At 61.3% G+C, this 19464-nt stretch carries 18 protein-coding genes; 5 read left to right on the top strand and 13 right to left on the bottom strand.

Annotated elements, in window-relative coordinates; genetic code table 11:
• Window positions 1–112 precede the first annotated feature (112 nt).
• Window positions 113–4588, top strand: a complete 4476-nt coding sequence (locus tag RIN13_RS06005) for a fibronectin type III domain-containing protein (protein ID WP_309106427.1) — start codon at window positions 113–115, stop codon at window positions 4586–4588.
• An 85-nt stretch (window positions 4589–4673) separates the two neighbouring features.
• Here RIN13_RS06005 and dnaB read toward each other — a convergent pair whose 3' ends face one another.
• On the bottom strand, window positions 4674–6053 hold the full coding sequence (dnaB, locus tag RIN13_RS06010) for a replicative DNA helicase (protein ID WP_247041818.1): 1380 nt from the start codon (window positions 6051–6053) through the stop codon (window positions 4674–4676).
• Between the two features lie 704 nt (window positions 6054–6757).
• On the opposite strand from dnaB, the gene RIN13_RS06015 reads away from it, so the two are divergent.
• Together RIN13_RS06015 and RIN13_RS06020 are read left to right on the top strand one after the other, a co-directional pair.
• Window positions 6758–7213 carry a hypothetical protein gene (locus tag RIN13_RS06015; protein WP_309106428.1) on the top strand — a complete coding sequence of 152 codons (456 nt, stop codon included), beginning with the start codon at window positions 6758–6760 and terminating at the stop codon, window positions 7211–7213.
• A 4-nt stretch (window positions 7214–7217) separates the two neighbouring features.
• Window positions 7218–7787 (top strand): hypothetical protein, encoded by a 570-nt coding sequence (locus RIN13_RS06020; RefSeq protein ID WP_309106429.1) that lies wholly within the window; start codon window positions 7218–7220, stop codon window positions 7785–7787.
• Window positions 7788–7789: 2 nt separating this feature from the next.
• Here the strand turns inward: RIN13_RS06020 and RIN13_RS06025 are convergent, their stop codons facing one another.
• Both RIN13_RS06025 and RIN13_RS06030 read right to left on the bottom strand, forming a co-directional pair.
• On the bottom strand, window positions 7790–8167 hold the full coding sequence (locus RIN13_RS06025) for a zf-TFIIB domain-containing protein (protein WP_309106430.1): 378 nt from the start codon (window positions 8165–8167) through the stop codon (window positions 7790–7792).
• A gap of 68 nt (window positions 8168–8235) precedes the next feature.
• Window positions 8236–8883 carry an FMN reductase gene (locus RIN13_RS06030; protein WP_309106431.1) on the bottom strand — a complete coding sequence of 216 codons (648 nt, stop codon included), beginning with the start codon at window positions 8881–8883 and terminating at the stop codon, window positions 8236–8238.
• Between the two features lie 167 nt (window positions 8884–9050).
• On the opposite strand from RIN13_RS06030, the gene RIN13_RS06035 reads away from it, so the two are divergent.
• Complete coding sequence (locus RIN13_RS06035; RefSeq protein ID WP_309106432.1) at window positions 9051–9482, top strand: DUF1801 domain-containing protein; 432 nt, start codon at window positions 9051–9053, stop codon at window positions 9480–9482.
• 94 nt (window positions 9483–9576) lie between these two features.
• Here the strand turns inward: RIN13_RS06035 and rplI are convergent, their stop codons facing one another.
• From rplI to rpsF, 4 genes are all read right to left on the bottom strand, one after another.
• The gene (gene rplI / locus RIN13_RS06040; RefSeq protein WP_050057159.1) at window positions 9577–10029 is read right to left on the bottom strand and encodes a 50S ribosomal protein L9; all 453 of its coding nucleotides are present in this window, start codon (window positions 10027–10029) and stop codon (window positions 9577–9579) included.
• Between the two features lie 18 nt (window positions 10030–10047).
• Window positions 10048–10287 carry a 30S ribosomal protein S18 gene (gene rpsR / locus RIN13_RS06045; protein ID WP_003800144.1) on the bottom strand — a complete coding sequence of 80 codons (240 nt, stop codon included), beginning with the start codon at window positions 10285–10287 and terminating at the stop codon, window positions 10048–10050.
• A 126-nt stretch (window positions 10288–10413) separates the two neighbouring features.
• Window positions 10414–10986: a single-stranded DNA-binding protein gene (locus RIN13_RS06050; protein ID WP_309106433.1), complete on the bottom strand. Its 573-nt coding sequence runs from the start codon at window positions 10984–10986 to the stop codon at window positions 10414–10416.
• A gap of 53 nt (window positions 10987–11039) precedes the next feature.
• A complete protein-coding gene (gene rpsF, locus RIN13_RS06055; protein ID WP_050683795.1) occupies window positions 11040–11345 on the bottom strand; it encodes a 30S ribosomal protein S6 in 306 nt (101 codons plus the stop codon).
• A 318-nt stretch (window positions 11346–11663) separates the two neighbouring features.
• Between rpsF and RIN13_RS06060 the strand changes: the two genes are divergently transcribed.
• Window positions 11664–12347 (top strand): DUF1345 domain-containing protein, encoded by a 684-nt coding sequence (locus RIN13_RS06060; protein WP_309106434.1) that lies wholly within the window; start codon window positions 11664–11666, stop codon window positions 12345–12347.
• 43 nt (window positions 12348–12390) lie between these two features.
• On the opposite strand, the gene RIN13_RS06065 is transcribed toward RIN13_RS06060, so the two are convergent.
• The 6 genes from RIN13_RS06065 to RIN13_RS06090 form a co-directional block, all read right to left on the bottom strand.
• Window positions 12391–13251, bottom strand: a complete 861-nt coding sequence (locus tag RIN13_RS06065; protein ID WP_309106435.1) for a prephenate dehydratase — start codon at window positions 13249–13251, stop codon at window positions 12391–12393.
• Between the two features lie 122 nt (window positions 13252–13373).
• On the bottom strand, window positions 13374–14801 hold the full coding sequence (locus RIN13_RS06070) for an amino acid permease (RefSeq protein WP_309106436.1): 1428 nt from the start codon (window positions 14799–14801) through the stop codon (window positions 13374–13376).
• A gap of 255 nt (window positions 14802–15056) precedes the next feature.
• The gene (locus RIN13_RS06075) at window positions 15057–16400 is read right to left on the bottom strand and encodes a M18 family aminopeptidase (RefSeq protein ID WP_309106437.1); all 1344 of its coding nucleotides are present in this window, start codon (window positions 16398–16400) and stop codon (window positions 15057–15059) included.
• Between the two features lie 32 nt (window positions 16401–16432).
• On the bottom strand, window positions 16433–17332 hold the full coding sequence (locus tag RIN13_RS06080; protein ID WP_309106438.1) for an intradiol ring-cleavage dioxygenase: 900 nt from the start codon (window positions 17330–17332) through the stop codon (window positions 16433–16435).
• Window positions 17333–17432: 100 nt separating this feature from the next.
• Entirely contained in the window at window positions 17433–18149 is a 717-nt protein-coding gene (locus tag RIN13_RS06085; RefSeq protein WP_309106439.1) for a response regulator transcription factor, read from the bottom strand.
• The gene (locus RIN13_RS06090) at window positions 18146–19462 is read right to left on the bottom strand and encodes a histidine kinase (RefSeq protein ID WP_309106440.1); all 1317 of its coding nucleotides are present in this window, start codon (window positions 19460–19462) and stop codon (window positions 18146–18148) included. Before RIN13_RS06090 ends, RIN13_RS06085 begins: the two co-directional genes overlap by 4 nt.
• Window positions 19463–19464 lie beyond the last annotated feature (2 nt).

Here is a 19464-nt window from a genome sequence, read left to right on the forward strand (position 1 = left end):
CCCGTGCAGCACCTTCAGTTCTGGGAAAACGACAGACTGTAAGGCAGATTGAAACGTTCCACTGCCCCACAGTGTGGTTTGGCATATCCACGCGCCATCAAAGGAGATGTTCGTGAACTACCCCTCTCAAGATCCGCCAGGGCAAGATGTCGCACGCCTAACCCGACACAGGCCAGCCGAGCTGCTACAGAGCCCAGACCGGCACAAGCCGTCCCGGCCGAGTTCGGCCCCAGTCCACGCGATCCGTGCCAGGCCTGCCGGAAGCAGCGCTAAGGTTCTCACGGCAGCCACCGCCGCGGCAGCCATTGCCTTTACAGGCCTCCCCGCCGTGCATGCCGAAACCGGGCTTCCGGCTGCGGGCTCTGGATTCCATTTCGACTTCGGCCCCGGTGCCACGGAAGAGGGCTACACGCAGGTAAATGCCGCCCTGGCCTACAGCCCTGAATCAAAATTCGGGTTCACCAACACCTCCGCCACTACCGGGGAGGACCGCGGCACCCCCGATGCTCTGCGTTCCGACTTTGTGCAAGCACAAGGAAGCAGCTTTCTCGTGGACCTGCCTAACGGGGACTACACAGTAAAGCTCATCGCCGGTGATTCTGCTGCCGCCACCAACATTGGAATCACGGCTGAAAAAATCGCAAAGGTGCAGCTCACGGACAAGCCAGCGGGTCAGTTCCTCGACATGGAATTCCCTATTTCCCTCATTGACGGTCAACTGACCCTGGACTTCACCGGAACCGCCGCCAAGATCAACTCCCTGGTCATCTCTGCCCGCCAACCCCGCAGCGCAACTGCCGATCCGGGCGTCTATCTTGCCGGCGACTCAACTGTTCAGACCTACGACCCCGGCTTTGTGCCCCAGGCCGGATGGGGCCAGATGATCGGGCGCTACTTCGACGAAAAAGTCGCGTTCTACAACCACGCAATCGGCGGCCGCAGCTCCAAGAACTTCATCAGCCAGGGCCGCCTGGACGAGATCCTGAGAGTCATCAATCCGGGCGACTACCTGATGGTCCAGTTCGGCCACAATGACGCTACCGTAGGCGTCGATGACCGCTACGCCTCACCGGCCGACTATAAGGAATACCTGCGCACCTATGTCGATGGAGCGCGGCAGCGCGGCGCAACTCCTGTTCTGGTGACCCCGGTAGGCCGCCGCGACTTTGACGAGGCTACGGGCAAATTCAATGTCAGCTTCCCGGAATACGTTGAAAAGATGAAGGAACTCGCCGCCGAGGAGAACGTCGCGCTGGTTAATCTGTCCTCCCTCAGCCGCGCTTACTATGACGAAATCGGCCCGGAAGCCACCAAATCAGTTTTCCTGCACGTCGACGCCGGGGTCTACCCTAACCGCCCCAACGGAACCGTGGACAACACCCACTTCCAGGAATACGGCGCAATCCACATCGCCCGTCTGGTAGCCGGTGGCGTAAAGGGGCTTAGCGTTCCCCTTGCCTCGAGAGTCAAGGAAATCACACCCCCTGCCGCGGTTCCTGCCAAGCCGGCCGGCTTGGTCGCGGGGAGTGTTTCGAACGCTGGCGCCCTGCTCAAATGGCAGCCTGCTGAAGGCGCTGACATCTACAAGATCTACCGGAAACTCGCAGCCGAACCGGACTCGGCCTACAAACTCGCCACAACCTCCACCGTCCCCACCACGAATCTTGCCGGGCTGGCAGAGGGTACCGCTTACACCGTTCGCGTTACAGCGACGAACGGTAAGGGAGATTCCGAACCCAGTGACCCTTTGACTGTCACTACCAAAGAGGCCAAGTACCGGTTCGACTTCGGCCCGGTCGGTGCCCCCGTCGAGCCGAACTACACCGAGGTGAACCGCACCATGGCGTACAGCAAGGAGCGTGGCTTCGGCTTCAAGGATCTCTCCGTTCTCTCTGACCGGGACCGCGGCAGTGTCACCACCGCACTGCTTCGCGACTTCGTGCTCAGTGGCACCAGCTTCGAATTCCAGCTGGACGTCCCCAACGGCACGTATGCGCTGAAGACCTACCACAGCGACTGGATCGGCTCGACGCGTACGGACGTCGCCGCAGAGGGGAAAGGTTACGGCCAAGTCTCGTCCAGCCGGGCCTCCTCGGCCACAAAAATCATCAACCAGGTCCTCGTCACCGACGGCCAGCTCAACCTGACTATCAGCGGGTCCGGCCAGAGGCTGAACGGGCTTGAAGTGACACCCCTGCTCATCGGACCGACGAACCTGCGGGCGACGGGCATCGACGCGGCAGCCGAGCCTCCCGCCGTCGAACTGGCCTGGGATGCGTCAGGGGACGCAGCAAGTTACCGGGTTTTCCGCCAGGCATCTTACGAAAGCCAGGCGACTCTGGTGGCTGACAACGTCTCCACCCCCGGATTCAAGGACACCACCGCCTTCGCCGGACTTCCCTACAAGTACCACGTCACCGCTGTTGACAACACCGGCCTGGAGTCCGTTCCGTCCAACGTTGCGGACGTTTCCCTGACTGACCCGAACACGCCCCTCCCGGCTGCACCTGCGAAGGTGGACGTGAAGGGCATTGAAAAGGCCAGCGTGAGCCTGAAGTGGCAGAAAGTTACAGGCGCTACCGCGTATCACGTCTACCGTTCGACCTCCCCGGAAGGCGCGTTCAGCTTTGTGGGACGCTCCACTGAGGTGGACTTTACTGACCCTACGGTGCTCACCACCATCAGGTACTACTACCGGGTATCAGCCATCAACAAGGGCGGGGAGTCCGCTCCTTCGGATGTGATTGGCACAGAGAAGGTTACGGTTGTGAACCGCCAGATGGAGAATCTGGACCGTGCACCTGTTGCCATACTGACCGATCAGGGAGTAAGGGTGGGCTGGCGGATGCTCGGCCGGGACCCCCAAAGCATCGGTTTCCACGTGATCCGTGACGGCGTCCAGCTAACGGTTGATCCCGTCAAGGACAGCACCACGTATCTGGATGCGGCAGGCACCGCGTCATCCAAATACATCATCAAAGCAGTGGGCAACGGATCTGACCAGCTGACAGTGGAGTTCACGCCCCTGGCCCAGGACTATCTGGCCATCAAGCTGGACAAGCCGGCCAACGATTACACCAAGGACGGCCAGCCCTACAGCTATTCGGCAGGCGATGCCACGGTGGCGGACCTGGACGGCGACGGCACGTACGAGGTCATCCAGATGTGGTCCCCGTCCAACGCCAGGGACAACTCCCAGGCAGGCTACACGGGCACGGTCTACGTCGACGCCTACAAGATGGATGGCACCAAACTCTGGCGGATCAACATGGGTCCCAACATCCGCGCCGGGGCGCACTACACACAGCCGCTCGCCTACGACTTCGACGGCGACGGCAAGGCCGAAGTCGCGATGAAGACGGCTGACGGAACCCGGGACGCCGCGGGAACAGTGATTGGAAACCCCAACGCTGATTACCGCAGCAGCGCCGGGTATGTCCTGACCGGCGACGAATTCCTGACCGTCTTCCACGGCCAGACTGGAACCATCATGGACACGGTCAAGTACGATCCGCCGCGAGGTGACGTCGCAGCCTGGGGTGACGGGTACGGGAACCGGGTTGACCGTTTCCTGGGTGCCGTGGCTTACCTCGATGGCGAACGGCCCTCCATGATGTTCAGCCGCGGCTATTACACCCGCACGGTTCTCGCCACGTATGACCTGGTGGATGGCAAGATCGTCAAACGCTGGATCTTTGACTCCGACTCCGCCGGCTCACAGTATGCAGGGCAGGGGAACCACAACCTGTCCGTCGCCGACGTGGACGCCGACGGCAAGGATGAGTTCGTTTTCGGTTCAATGACCATCGACGACGACGGCAAACCGCTCTACTCCACCCGCCTGGGCCACGGAGACGCCATCCACACCAGTGACCTTGACCCGTCCAGGCCCGGCCTGGAGACGTTCGCGGCGCACGAGGACATGGGAGCAAGCGGAAACCGCGGCGCCACCTTCCGCGACTCCGGAACGGGTGAAGTTATCTGGAGCATCCCCGCAACCAAGGACACGGGACGGGCCGCTGCGGGCGACATCGACCCGCGTCACCCTGGCGCTGAAGGCTGGGCCGTCGGAGGAGACGCCGCCTGGAACTCACCTGTCGGGCAGTTGCGCTCCGCAAAGGGAGAACTGCTCTCGGAGAAGATCCCGGCCGCCAACTTCCTCGCCTGGTGGGACGGAGACCTGCTGCGTGAGATTGTGGACCACGACTGGAACGCGACCTCAAACAGCGGAACCCCCACCATCGCGAAGTGGAACTGGGAGACCCAGGCAAGCGACAGGCTGCTCACGGCCGTCGGGGCAAAATCCAACAACAGCACCAAGGGAACGCCCGCCATCCAGGCTGATCTTCTTGGTGACTGGCGGGAAGAAATCGCCTGGGCCTCAGCGGACAGCACGGAACTCCGGATCTACACCACGTCCGCATCCACAGACGTCCGGCTCCGCACCCTGATGCACGATCCCGTGTACCGGCTCTCTGTTGCCAGGGAGAACATCTCCTACAACCAGCCTCCACACCCGGGATTCTTTATTGGTGTGGGGATGGAAACGCCCGCGATGCCGGACATCACCTACACCGGAACCCGGTAGCCAGCGCTGCCCGTAACCAGCAACAACTGAAAGGGCTGCCCCACCGTTTTGGCGGGGCAGCCCTTTTTGTCAGAACCTGTTGGCCTCAGAACCCGCCGCCGGCGTCGGCTGCCATATTGGCAAACCGCGAATAGTGCCCCTGGAAAGCAACCACGATGTCCTTGGTGGGACCGTTACGGTGCTTCGCCACCAGGATGTCTGCTTCCCCTGCCCGCGGGGACTCTTTGTCATAGACGTCTTCGCGGTGCAGCAGAATTACCATGTCGGCATCCTGCTCGATGGATCCTGATTCACGGAGGTCCGAAACCATGGGCCGCTTGTCCTGCCGCTGTTCCGATCCACGGTTCAGCTGGGAGAGGGCAATCACCGGAACCTGAAGTTCCTTTGCGAGAAGTTTGAGCGCACGGGAGAATTCAGATACTTCCTGCTGGCGGGACTCCACTTTTTTGCCCGAGCTCATCAGCTGAAGGTAGTCAAGGATGACCAGCTTAAGATCGTGCTGCTGTTTGAGGCGCCGGCATTTGGCCCGGATCTCCATCAGGGACATGTTGGGACTGTCGTCGATGAACAGGGGGGCATCATTCATCCGACCCATGGTGGTGGCGATCTTGGACCACTGTTCGTCCTTGATGGTGCCCTTGCGGAGGTCCTGGAGGCCGATGGTTGCTTCGGCCGAGAGGAGCCTCATGGCGATTTCGTTCCGGCCCATTTCCAACGAGAACATCACTGTGGCCAGATTGTTCTTGATGGCTGCCGAGCGCGCGAAATCCAGCGCGAACGTTGACTTACCCACGGCAGGGCGTGCGGCGATGACAATCATCTGACCGGGGTGAAGTCCATGGGTCAGCTCGTCGAGCTCGTAAAAGCCCGTAGGCACCCCTGTCATTCCTTCGCCACGGTGACCCGAGGCCTCGATTTCGTCAACCGTCGACTCCATGACGTCCTTGAGGACCACGTAGTCTTCGGCAGTCCGGCGCTCCGCCACGGCATAAACCTCGGCCTGGGCCTGGTTGACGAGGTCTTCAACCTCACCGTCCTGTCCGTAGCCAAGCTGCACAATCTTGGTACCTGCGTTGACGAGGCGGCGCAGAACGGCCCGTTCGGCAACGATCTCGGCGTAGTAGCCGGCGTTGGCCGCGGTGGGAACCGTCTGAATGAGTTCGTGGAGATATGCAGGCCCACCGATGCGGTTGATCTCACCGCGCTTGGTCAGTTCATCGGATACCGTCACGGCGTCAGCAGGCTCGCCGCGGCCGTAGAGGTCGATCACTGCCTCATAGATGGTTTCGTGGGCGGGCCGGTAGAAGTCCTGGCCGCGGAGAATCTCGACGACGTCGGCGATGGCGTCCTTGGACAGCATCATGCCGCCGAGTACCGATTGCTCAGCCGGAATGTCCTGGGGCGGTTTGCGGCTGCCTTCCGCGCTCCGAGTGCCCTCGATTGAGTCCAGGTGCGTAACTGACAAAGCTGCCGTCCTCCATAGTGCGCTGTGTGCACAGAACTCCAACACAGCCGCGCGTAAACCATCTGCCCTTCGGTGCCATGTCTTTAGCAGACCGTCCTAAGCGAACCGCCTTCACCAAGACTGTGTCACCTCACGGTGGGCCCTCTGCCAGTGGTATCAGCCCGCTACGACAGTTTTTGCGATCCAGCCCTGATTCGGTTATCCCCATTGGCACAGAGTTATCCACAGAAGAGCGCACAAAAAGCCAAAATATGGCCTGCTGTGAGCCATCCTTTGTACAGGAAGACACTTTTTGGCACCCGAAATTTTGGGTATTCCGCAACGGTAGTCTGCTGGGGAGAAAGCACCAAGCGGGGCTTTGTCCACGCCTGTGGATAACCTGTGTACTACCTGTTCCTGCTTGTGCACAGTCTGTGGGGGAAGCTGTGGAAACAAAAAATCTTTGCTCAGCATCAGGGCTCTGACCTGCGAAAACGTCGGACTGCAGGTGTGGATGAAAAGTTTTTTATCCAAAGCTTCATCCACAGCTTGCACCTTGGCCGCTGGGGAAAGCTTTCGGCAGGAAGGCATAGAAGCGGCAAAACGGCAACCCGGACGATGCCCTCCGTTTTGTCTCCGTTCATTTCAACACCTGCCGCCGCGCCTCCTTTATGCAAGCCGCGGAATATGCTGTGGATAACAGCCATCTGGCATAAGCTCTAAATATGGGCGATGTACTGCAAGTCATACTGCCCGCCGTAATTCTGGCGGCAGTTCTATGGGGGCTCTCCACCGCCTTAAGGCCGCGGAACCCCGGCATCTCAGATGCCGAACGGTATCAGCTGGATCTTGCCATGCGCTCCCAGGCCCACTATGCCAAACAGGTTCAAGCTGCAGAGGCCTTAAGGGCACGTGTGGACGCCTCCACCCGTCCCAGCCAAAACGAGCAACAGCAGTCGCAGCAGAGGGATAATGCCCGGGACAGGGCGCAGCATGCGCACGCTTCAAGTGGCAGCGGATACCACGCTCCGGTACTGCCAGGAGGCCAGCTGAATCCCCACTTCGAGCTCGAACTGCAAGCCCTGGCACGGAGCGGGCACAAGATTCAAGCCATCAAAAGACTGCGCGAGGCCACCCGCTCAGACCTTAGAACCGCCAAGAATTACATAGATCGGCTGTAGCACCATGGAATCGCTAGTGATCCCCGTCATTATTCTGGCCGTTGTCGGAGCCGGCGTTCTGTTGGCCGCCCGCGCCTGGAACCGCAGGGCACGCAACGCCTCAGACTCCCCTGGCCAGGCCCCTATGACCCAACTCGAACTGGCGCGGGCAGCGGCAGCCAAGCTGAGCGAGGACGAGCACCGCAGGCTATATGCCCTCATTGCGCAGGGGCAGGCCATGGCAGCCATCAAGCTCTACTACGAAGCCGCGGGAGAGGGTCTGCGTGCCTCACGTGACGCCGTCGGCGCCCTGGCCGCCCACCCGCAGCCCTTCCGCGCTCCAGCCGCAGAACAGACGCCGAGGGACGACGACGACGATGCGCCGCAGCGCTTCGCCTACCGCTACCGGGCTATCGCCAGCAAAGGCGACGTGACCCGGGAGGTGAGCAGCAACATGCTCAACGACGAAATCTATGGCCGGATCCGGACCCTTGCCAAAAGCGGAGATACTGAGGGGGCCGCCCTGGCCTTAACCCGCCACTCGGATATCACCATCAAGCAGGCCCGGGAATTCATCGACCTCCTGGACGACTAGCTTTAGAAGTCAAAGAGGTCTCCGAGCCAGCCTTCCTTTTTCTTGGGCCGCCGGCGGTCGTAGTCCCGGTCGTACCCTTTTCCGTAGTTGCGGTCGTGGCCGCGGTCATCGTAGCGGGGTTGCTCCGGGCGGTAGCGCTCTGACCTGTCATCCCGGCGGGGATCCATGTTGTAAAGCGGCGGAGGAACGATGCCCGCCGGAGGCATGGGAGCAGGCGGTGCCGCCGGAGCCTGCCCGGTTCCCATCTCGGCGGCGCGGTCAATGATCTTGTCCAGCTCCCCACGGTCCAGCCACACACCGCGGCACTGCGGGCAGTAGTCAATCTCCACACCGCTGCGTTCGCTCATTATCAGGTCAATTGAATCCACAGGACACTTCATGACCCCACAACGATCGGCACCACGAAATAGTTCAAAGGAGCGTTCAGGACGGAACGGCTTCCCTGGCGCTACTCGGTCCGGCCACCGGAAATGCCTGCCAGAAGTTGCTCGAACGGAAGGGACTCCAAGTCCTGAGAGTGTCCATTAGATGATCCCCTCGCCTGACGCGGGGCCGTAAGCATTTCGGCAAACTCCGCCGCCGCCCGCTCGGTCCGGGCAGAAAGCGGCGACCCTCCGCCGTCGATGTTTCCCCAGTCCTGGGGGCCAGCGAAGACTGCAGTCGGTGCAATGCGGGTCCGCAGGTAGTTGAACAGGGGACGCATTGCGTAGTCCAGAACCATCTGATGGCGGTCGGAGCCGCCGGTGGCGCCCAGCAGCACGGCTTTCCCTTCCAGGGACGCGGGGTCCACCACGTCCATGAAGGACTTGAAGAGGCCGCTGTAGGAGGCACTGAAGACCGGTGATACGGCGATGATGCCATCAGCCGCAGAGACTCCCGCCAAAACCCCGGCAAGGCGGGGAGCGGCGTAGCCGGTGACAAAGTTGTTGGCGATGTCCACCGCAAGGTCCCGGAGTTCGACGACGTCCACTTCGGCCAGGTAGCCGGCCGCGCTCAGTTTCCGGCTGGCCGCAGCAGCTAACTGGTCCGCGAGCAGGCGGCTCGACGACGGAACGCCAAGACCGGCGGTGATGACTGTAATGTGGCGGGTTTCCACGGCTGACTCCTGAACGGATCGCTGGTCTACATGCATTTGCATCTACCTTGAGAACAGACGCCCACGTTTGTTTATTCCGGAGCACCTGCCCGGCCCTAACTACTTCGTGCGGGTCCCCATGGCAACCACTTGCTGACAAGGTAATCAGGGTCTGGAAAACTGCCGTTATGGCTGAAAACAAGACCCAACCAACGCCGGAGTCCGTCGAGGATTTTTTGGAGGGGGTTGAACACCCGGTCCGCCGCAGGGACGGATTCCGCCTGCTCGCCCTGATGAAAGAGAACACCGGTGAGACTCCCGTGATGTGGGGTCCGGGCATCGTAGGCTTCGGCAGCTACCACTATCGCTACAAAAGCGGTCGGGAAGGCGACACGGTGGCCGTCGGTTTCTCGCCCCGCAAGGGTAGCCTCTCCCTCTATGGGCTTACTTATGCGCCTGAGGCCTCGGCACTGCTTCCCAGGCTGGGAAAGTACACCCTGGGGGCTGCATGCCTCTACATTAACAGCCTCGAAGATGTCGACGAGGACGTTTTGGTGGAGCTGATCCAGGCCGCCCACCGCCACAACACCACGGTGATGCACCACAGTGCCGAGCGTTAAAGCAAAGGCCCCCGCAACCACAACCTTGGAGGTTATGGTACGGGGGCCTTCAGCAGTTCAGGACTGCGTAACCGACGGCCCGAAAGCCGGAAGACTACTTGCCTGCGACTACGTCGAGTTCGATCACAGCAGCAACGTCGTCGTGGAGACGGACGTTGGCCTGGTAGGAACCAACCGACTTGATGTGTGCCGGCAGTTCAACCTTGCGCTTGTCGATGCGGCCAAGGCCAGCGGCCTCAACAGCGTCAGCAACGTCGCCCTGCTTGACGGTGCCGAACAGGCGTCCGGTCTCGCCAGCCTTGACAACGAGCTTGACGGGCTTCGCGGACAGAGCCGCGGCCTGCTTCTGAGCATCTTCCAGGGAAGCGTGCTCGCGGGCGGCGCGGGCAGCCTTGATGGACTCAACCTGCTTCTCGCCACCCTTCGACCAGGTCAGGGCGAAGTTGCGGGGCAGCAGGTAGTTACGTGCGTAACCGTCCTTGACCTCGACAACGTCACCAGCAGCACCGAGACCGGTTACTTCGTGGGTCAGAATGAGCTTTGCCATTTTAGTTAATCCCTTTCCTTAACCGCGGCCAGCGCCGGAGTAAGGCAGCAGAGCAACTTCGCGGGCATTCTTGATTGCCTGGGCGATTTTGCGCTGTTCCTGCACCGTGACGCCAGTGACGCGACGGGCGCGGATCTTTCCGCGGTCGGAGATGAACTTGCGCAGCAATGCTACGTCCTTGTAGTCGATGACAGTGATGTCAGCGGCCTTCAAGGGGTTGGACTTTGGTTTGGGCTTACGGAGTTCAGCCTTAGCCATCGTGGAGCTCCTTATCTATGGAGCCCGTGGATAGTGATCCACGGGATGGTGGTGGTCCGACGGCGATGGTCGCCTTGGTGCCGTTGGCACCCTGGCGGGTCTCGACGTCGGCCCTTTAATGAGTGGTTAGAAGGGAGGTTCGGAATCGGGGCCGTTGCCCCAGCCGCCTGCATTGCTGACTCCGGGCGTAGCCCAAGGGTCATCCTGCGCAGCAGGCTGGTTGGCGCCCCAGGTTCCACCGGAGTTGCCACCCTGGCTTGCACCGGGGTTGCCACCGAAGCCGCCGCCCGCGTTTCCGCCGCCGAAGCCACCCTGACCACCTTGAGCGCCGGAGCGCTGGGTGCGGTTGACCTTGGCGTTGGCATAGCGCAGGCTCGGGCCGATTTCATCGACCTCAAGCTCGATAACGGTGCGCTTCTCGCCTTCTTTTGTTTCGTAGGAACGGCTCTTCAGGCGGCCTGAAACGATAACGCGCATGCCCTTTGTCAGGGATTCGGCGACGTTTTCGGCTGCCTCACGCCATACCGATGCGCGAAGGAACAGGGTTTCCCCGTCCTTCCACTCATTGGATTGACGATCGAAGGTACGCGGAGTGGAAGCGATGGTGAAGTTCGCTACTGCCGAGCCTGACGGTGTAAACCTCAGCTCGGGGTCACTGGTGAGGTTACCGATGACCGTGATGGTGGTCTCGCCTGCCATCTACTGCCTCCTTGTTCGTTCCTGCGGGGTAAAGAATAAAAGGGTGGAGCTGATTACTCAGCAACAACCTTCTGCTCTTCGGGGCGGGTGATCTTGGTGCGCATGATGGTCTCATTGAGACTCAGCTGGCGGTCAAGTTCCTTGGCGGTGTCCGGCTTGGCGGTGAAGTTCACCACGGCGTAGATACCTTCGGACTTCTTTTTGATGTCGTAGGCCAGACGGCGACGGCCCCAGATGTCAACCTTTTCGATGGTTCCACCATCGTTGGTGATGACATTCAGGAACTTCTGAAGCGACGGCTCAACGGTACGCTCTTCGACCTCGGGGTCGATGATTACCATCAATTCGTAAGGACGCATATGTGAACCCACCTCCTTTGGGCTAAGCGGTTACGGCATTTCCGTAACAGGAGGTTCATTTGCGGAGTCATGCAAGCCCGGCTCCCATAGTGGAGGCAGGGCGCAGCACAGACTTCACTATCTTAGTGCATCCGAACCGGATAGGCGATTTCTCTTGGACTGCAGTCGTGGACTGGAGCTGATACTTAGGTTAGTGTCAGGTTGAAGGCCCTCGGAAGGCTCCCCGGCTGCCATGTGGATAACCGGCGTCAGTCCTCCCGGCGCCAGCCTGCGACAGCCTGCCGATAGGCGGCCGGCGGCGGGATTAGAGTACAGAACATGGACTCCCTCTCCCCGGAACTGCCAGCCACCATCGTCAGGCGCAGCAGGATCCGCTTCGTGGTGATGGTTCTTGCCGGGCTGGCAGCAACGCTGGCTGCCGGTCTTTCGGGTCGCTGGATCGAAGCCCCGGCCATCGGCTGGGCCGTCGCCTCCCTGACCTATGTGGTTTGGGTGTGGGTTGTGATCGGAAGGCTTGATCCCGCTGGGACGCGCTCCCATGCTGTAACGGAGGACCCCTCCAGAAGTGTGACTGACCTGCTCATTCTGGTCGCAAACCTGGCCAGCCTCGCAGCTGTTGCCGCGGTCGTCGTCGATTCACACCGCGGCGCCCCCGGCAGCCGGGAGGTGATGGCCGGGGGCCTGCTCGCCCTGTCCTGCGTTGCTCTGTCCTGGATGCTGGTGCAAACACTCTTTACCCTGCGATATGCAGAGTTGTACTACGACCCCGAAAAACGAGGGGAAGAGCCTGGCGGCATCAGCTTCAACCAGGACCGCCCGCCCCAGTATTCAGATTTCGCTTATCTTGCCACGAGCCTGGGCATGACGTATCAGGTTTCCGATACCAATCTGGAGCACCACAGGATACGGGCCGAGGCACTGAAACACGGGCTCCTGTCCTACCTCTTCGGCACCTTGATCCTGGCCACCACCATCAATCTGGTGATCGGCCTCGCAAGCTGACCGGCTTGGCCCACGACCTGCAGGTTAACTGGATGCCTGCCTGCTACGACGCCTCTTGTTTCGACTGCATCCGGTAAGCATGCGCCCCATAGACGCCAAGGATTCTCACTTCCGACGTGAAGAATTGAAGTTCATTGAGAGCCAAACTCAGGGGGACGTCTTCGGGGTGCCCCTCCACGTCCGCCAGGAACATGGTGGCGGCGAACTCAGCCCCCACCATGTAGCTTTCGAGCCGCGTCATGTTGACTCCGTTGGTGGCAAATCCGCCTAATGCCTTGTAAAGGGCTGACGGAACGTTCCGGACCCGGAAAACCAGACTGGTGACCACAGCTTCCGGTAACTCGTCGCGGACCGGAAGGGGACGCTTCTCCCCAAGGACCACAAAGCGGGTGGTATTGGTAGGGTCGTCCTCGACTTCAGTCGCCAGGACATCGAGTCCGTACATTCCGGCAGCCAACGGCGGCGCCAACGACACTTTTGTGGGGTCATTCCAGTCCCGCACCTCCCGGGCGGACCCTGCAGTGTCTCCTGCAATAACTGGCTTGAGCCCTCGGGAACGGATCAGTTTCCGGCACTGGCCCAGGGCGTGGAGGTGGCTGTGTACTTCCTCCGCCTGTTCGATGGTGCTACCCGGGATTCCAAGCAGATCAAAGCGGATCCGGAGGAAATGCTCTCCGACAATCTGGAGATCTGAGTCGGGGAGGAGGGCATGGATGTCAGCTACCCTGCCTGCAATCGAGTTCTCGATGGGGATCATCGCCAACTCCGCCTCACCCGCCGTGACCAGCCCAAAGGCGTCCTCAAAGCTGGCACAAGGCACGGCAAGCATGTCCGGATACATTTCCATGCAGGCGATGTTTGAGTTGGACCCGGGTTCACCCTGGTATGCAATTTTAGGAACCATAGAGCACATGCTCCCATATGCCTCGTAAGGCATGTGCCCGGATGTGGCTCGTGGATGAACGCATCTGCGTCGTGCAGCTGCTGGCAGCAGGCTCTGTGAGCCTGCTGCCAGCAGCGTTCAAGCTAGGATGACGGTCCGGCGCCGACGCCGACGCTCACATCATCGGCATCCGGGGCGGGAGCCGCTGCCTGCGGAGCCTTGGGAGCTGAGTTGCGGTAGCGGAACAGGCCGATCCCGACCACTACGGCAGCGAGGGCGAGCGAAAGCAGGAGAGACTCGCGGGTGGATTCGAGGATCACCATTCCGATAAGGAGTGCCACGATGCTGACAATCGCAACCCACGTCAGGTAGGGGAAAAGCCACATCTTCAGGGAAAGATCCTTGGCGGCTGCGCCCATCCGGCGGCGCAGGATGAGCTGTGATGCGGAAATGACCAGCCATACGAACAGGGCAATGGCACCTGAGGTGTTGACCAGGAACAGGAACACGGTATCCGGGGCGATGTAGTTCAGTCCGACGGTGATGAATCCCACCACAGTGGAAGCGAGCACTGCGGACGCCGGAACACCCCTGGAGGAGATCTTGGTCCAGGACTTGGGGGCGTCGCCGCGCTTTGACAGGGAGAACAGCATGCGGCTTGCGGTGTACAGGCCTGAGTTAAGGCAGGACAACACTGATGTCAGGACCACAATGTCCATGATGGTGCCTGCCCCGGGAATACCGAAGAGCTCGATGACGGCGACGTACGGGCTCTTGGCAACGGACGCATCGTTCCAGGGCAGGAGAGTGACCACAACGGCGATGGAGCCAATGTAGAACACCAGGATCCGCCAGACGGTGGAGCGTACGGCCTTCTTGACCGCATCTACGGGGTTTTCCGACTCACCGGCGGCAATGGTGGCAATTTCGGCCCCGAAAAAGGAGAAGACGACGACGAGGATACCGGCGAGCACAGCTCCCGGACCGTTCGGCAGGAAACCGCCGTTCTCCACAAGGTTACTCAACCCTGGTGCGGGTACTCCTGGAACCAGGCCCAGAATTGCAGCTGCACCGAAGAGCAGGAACAGGACAATGGCGGTCACCTTGATGGACGCGAACCAGAACTCAAACTCCCCGAACGATTTCACCGAGCCGAGGTTGGTCAAGGTGAGGAGGACCATCAGGATCAGGGCCCAGACCCACTGGTCGATTCCCGGAACCCAGCGGTGCATGATGGCTGCACCCGCTGTGGCTTCGATGCCCAGCACTATGATCCAGAACCAGGCGTACAGCCATCCGATGCTGAACCCGGCCCAGCGGCCCAGCGCCTTGTCTGCATAAGTGGAGAACGAACCCGTTTCCGGATTTGCTGCAGCCATTTCACCCAGCATCCGCATCACCAGGATGACCACGAGCCCGGCCGCCATGTAGGCGAGGAGAATACCTGGGCCCGCCTGCTGGATGGCGGCGCCGGAGCCTACAAACAGGCCGGCGCCGATGACACCTGCAATGGCGATCATGGAAAGGTGCCGCGGTTTAAGCGACTTCGAGAGTTGCTGTTCAGCCTGCATGGGCGGTTGTCCTCGTCTTCCTGGGTTCAGTGGAGATTTGTACCGTGGATCACATCGCTCCTACCTTAAGCGTCAGACACCCTGAAGCGATCTGTGCAGTTAAACAGTCTGCTGCTGTGCAAAAAGGAGAAGTCCACAAAAACTCGGCCAAATAGGCATTCGCTGTTGCCTGCAGGGCAATTCAGAAACACGCCGGAAACCGTGCCAATTGGGAGGTGCGTGACGACACCGCCCAAATCGCTGGTGGAAGCTCTCCTAGTTAAGGACTGTGGCGGGCGTTCTGAAGAAGGCCTCGGTGACGATCGCGAGCCGCTTCGGGTCCTCCACCCCGCACAGCTCGCGGGCCGAGTGCATGGAAAGGAGCGGTACACCGACGTCGACTGTCCGGATGCCCAGCCGTGTTGCCGTCAGAGGCCCGATGGTGGAGCCGCATGGCATCACGTTGTTGGACACGAACTCCTGGTACGGCACACCGGCGTCCGCGCACAGACGTGCCCATAGTGCCGCGCCGACGGCATCTGTGGCGTAGCGCTGGTTGGCGTTGATCTTCAGTAGTGGGCCTCCGTTGAGGACAGGCTTGTTCGCGGGATCGTGCCGCTCGGAATAGTTCGGGTGGACCGCGTGCCCGGCGTCGGCAGACACACAGAACGACGCCGCAAAGGCCTGGCGCCGCTGGCTCGCGGACGCGCCAAGGCCATCCGAGATGCGGACCAGGATGTCTTCGAGGACGGGGCCGCAAGCACCTGACCGGGATGCTGACCCGATCTCCTCGTGGTCGAATGCCGCCAGTACGGCGATGGGCGCTTGCCCGTCGGTACTGCCTGATGAGGCGGCGTGACTGATCAAAGCCGTCAATCCGGCGTGGGTCGCGGACAGGTTGTCCAGTCGCCCGGAGGCGAAGAACTCCCCCTTTGCCCCGAAAACCGCTGGTTCCTGCGTATCTGCAATAACGACGTCGTACCCTCCGATCTGCCCCGGGTCCACTGTCGCATCGCCCGCCGCATTCCCGGCAAGGAGCGCAAGCAGGTCCTCTCCGTTTGGCTCCCCGAGCCCGAAGACGGGATTCATATGCTGTTGCTTGTCCAGCGTCAGGCCATCATTAGCTGAGCGGTCCAGATGGATGGCCAGTTGGGGAAAGCGGAGCAGGGGCCCTGTGGCGGTGAGGTGTTGGGTGCCATCCAGCATGACCAGCCGGCCCGCGAGCCGCAGCTCCCGGTCCAGCCACGAGTTCAGCAGCGGACCCCCATAAATCTCCGCCCCTGCCTGCAGCCAGCCGAACTTGCCCGTTGTGGATTTGGGCTTGAGCTTAAAGGAGGGCGAGTCCGTATGGGCGCCCAGGATGTTGAACGGGGTGGTGGGTCCCGCCCCGGCCGGAGTCACCCAGGCGATCAGGGCGCCGTCGCGGATCACATAGAACTCTCCAGTGCCGTTGCTTCCGGCGCCCGCTGCATCCCAGGACGCCAGCTCGTCCAGCCGCGTGAACCCGGCTTGGTCCAGGCGCCGGCCAGCTTCATGGACGGCGTGGAAACTCGACGGCGACGCCATGACGTACGCCGAAAGGTCCTGGATGTGATCGGCGGGGGTGGTTTTGGAAGGCATGGCGTCGAGTCTATCCCCGCCAATATCTTTGCCTAAACCGTAACGTTGAGGCCGGCCGTGTAACCCGCTGATACCGATCCGCTCATGGTTGCGAGCTGGTGGATGCCGCCGTCGTCCCCGAAGACCATGTCTGATTGCAGAGTGGTGCTGGGGAAGTTGCTGGCGCTGGTTTCGTACCCGGAGGAAGCGTAGACCTCGCGGCAGGCTGCATCCGTCAGCGCGATCTGCGAGACCGCAAGCACCTGGCCCGCGGCCGTCGCGTTGCTCATGGATTCAAAAACCTCAAAGTGGATGTGGGGCCAGCGTCCCCTGTAGGCGCCGGGGAAGATGGTCTTGAACGTGACCTGGCCATTCGCATCGGCCTCCTGGACGCCACGAAGGTAATTTTCGTTTTCCAGCCCGGAATCGTACATGGAGTACTTGCCGTCCCGGTCGCAATGCCAGGCATAAACGGCTGCACCCGCTAGGGGGACGCAGCCGTTGGAGTTGTCCAGGAGGATCATGGTGACGGTCAGCGGGACGCCGTCCACCTTTGTAGTCGATGTTCCGAAGCTGGAGCTGATGTCCTGCCGCACTACGCCTGAAGCCTCCAGGACATTCGGGCCGTTGGAGCCATCGCCAGGGTAGGGACCTGCCGTTTCCGCTGGAATCTCCGCGCCACATTCGGCTATGGCCCTGGTCAGGGTCGGTGAAGCTGTGGCGGTCGCTGTGCTGGCGGGCGCCGTCGTCGTACTGGTTGCGGTGGCGGTCGACGTCGCCGCGCTGGTGCCGCCCCCGGTTGATCCGCCAGGAGTGCACGCCGCCAAAGCTGCCGCCGTACCGGCACCGAGGAAAACACCCAGCGAACGGCGGCTTATTAGCGTTGAAAGGTCGAATTCCAGGCCGCGATCGTGGTTCGGGTGCGGTTCGTGGGGTTCAGGGAGGTTGTTCATGGGTCAATAGAACCTCCACCGGCTATGCACTGCATAGACCGTTCCTGTGTGTCGGCTGTGCTTGAGTCTCTCAGGGGTTCCAGTGGTCCTCAGATTGCTCTCAGTAATCGGGGTTGCTGGGCACCACGAGGCCGGTTTCGTAGGCGTAGACCACCGCCTGGACGCGGTCCCGCAGATGGAGCTTGTTGAGGATGCGCCGCACGTGAGTTTTCACTGTGGCTTCCGAAAGGAAGAACTTCCGGGCGATTTCGGCATTGGAAAGTCCCTCCGCCATGGACTCCAGCATTTCCGTCTCGCGGGGTGTGAGGTCGTCCAGCAACGGATCGCGCTGTGGGGCGGCCACCTGCTCAATGTTTCCGCTGGCTTGCCCTGCGACTCCATTACCCCGGACATACGTCTCCAGCAACCGCTGCGTTACCCGAGGCGCTACTACCGCGTCGCCGCTGGCCACCACTCTTACTGCACGGGTCAGTTCTGCCGGGGCCACGTCCTTGAGGAGAAAAGCTGAAGCCCCTGCCTGCAATCCGGCGAAGGCGTACTCGTCCAGATCGAAGGTGGTCAGGATAATCACCCGTGCATTTGAACCGGACGTTGAAATTGCACGTGTTGCCTCGATCCCGTCCAGCACCGGCATGCGCACATCCATCAGGACCACGTCGGGATCCAGCAGCCGCACCTGCTGGACAGCCTCCGCACCGTCTGAGGCCTCACCCACAACCTCAATACCATCCTCCCCCTCCATGATCAGGCGAAACCCCATCCGCAGCAGAGGCTGGTCATCCACCAGCACAATACGTATGGCACGCATGCCGTTCATTTGATCCCCTCGTCAGTCATGTTCAGCACTGCCCTCACACTCCAGCCGCCGCCTGCCCCGGGACCGGCGTCCACTGTGCCGTTATAGATTCCTGCCCGTTCCTTCATTCCTTCGATTCCCTGGCCGGTCCCGGTCTGGCCCTGTCCCGCCTGAAGGTGGTGGATGGTCTGATGGCCGTTTAAGGACTGGCCCGACGGCGTACTCCCCTTCCCGTCGTCAGTTACCTCGATGGTCACCCGGGAGCCGTCCCGGACAATTTTTGCCTCCACCCGGCCTAAGCCCCGGCCATACCGGAGCACATTGGTCAGTGATTCCTGCACTATCCGATAAACGGTGAGCTGGAAGGCTGCGTCAGCCGGAAGCGCCGGCCCGGTATGCGAAAAGTGCAGCGGAAGTCCGGCTGTACGGAACCCGTCGAGGAGCTTGCCCAGCGTGGCACTTCCAGCAAGAGGTTCGCGAGGAGATTCTCCGGGGGCGTCATTCCGCAGGACGCCCAGCACGCGGCGCATGTCTGCCAAAGCCGTCCTGCCGGTTCGTGACAGTTCTCCGAGAACCTCACCAGCTTGTTCCGGGCTCCTTTTAACCGCGACGGCGGCACCGTCCGAAAGGGTGACCATCACGGTCAGGGAATGGGCTATGACGTCGTGCATTTCCCGGGCTATCCTGTTGCGCTCATTGACGGATCCCAGCTGGGCTGCCCGCGATGCCCATGCAGCAATTTCCTGCTCGTGAAGGCGCCGCTGGCGCACGGAAAAGCCGATGCCGGCAGCGATGACGTTGGAAAGTGTGATGGTGATGCCGGCCACGAGGCTGACCAAATGCAGATCATTTCCTGCCCCTCCAGCGTTCGCGGGAAGGGGCCCCACCAGCATCAGGAAGTAGACCAGGGAAAGCGGCGTCGTGGCCAGGGCCAGCGCCACGAGGGCAAACCGTCGGGTATGGGCAACAGCCAATGCATAGAGGGCGAACCATAAGCCGGCGGAGACGTTTGATCCCCAGGGATGGAGCATGGTGATTGCCACTTCAAGTATCGCAACCGCTGTCACAACCATGGCCGGCTGATCCCGGCGGGCCAACAGCACCACGGCGAGGGTGCCCATCAGAGCTATACCCGCCCAGTCGCCGTCGTTCGCCGCCTCAACGATGGTGGGCGTAACCAGCAGCAGATAGCACGCAGCAACCAGGAGGTCCACCAAACGGGGCCGCCCATGCAAGTAACGCCGCAGGCGGCCCCGCCGGCGGGCAGTAATCTCGGCAAAGGACGCGTCGACAGGTGTGGCCGACGCGCCCTTTACCGGCGCTATTTCACTCACTT

Origin of the sequence: Arthrobacter sp. (assembly GCF_031179985.1) — a bacterium.
Taxonomy (GTDB): Bacteria; Actinomycetota; Actinomycetes; order Actinomycetales; family Micrococcaceae; genus Arthrobacter.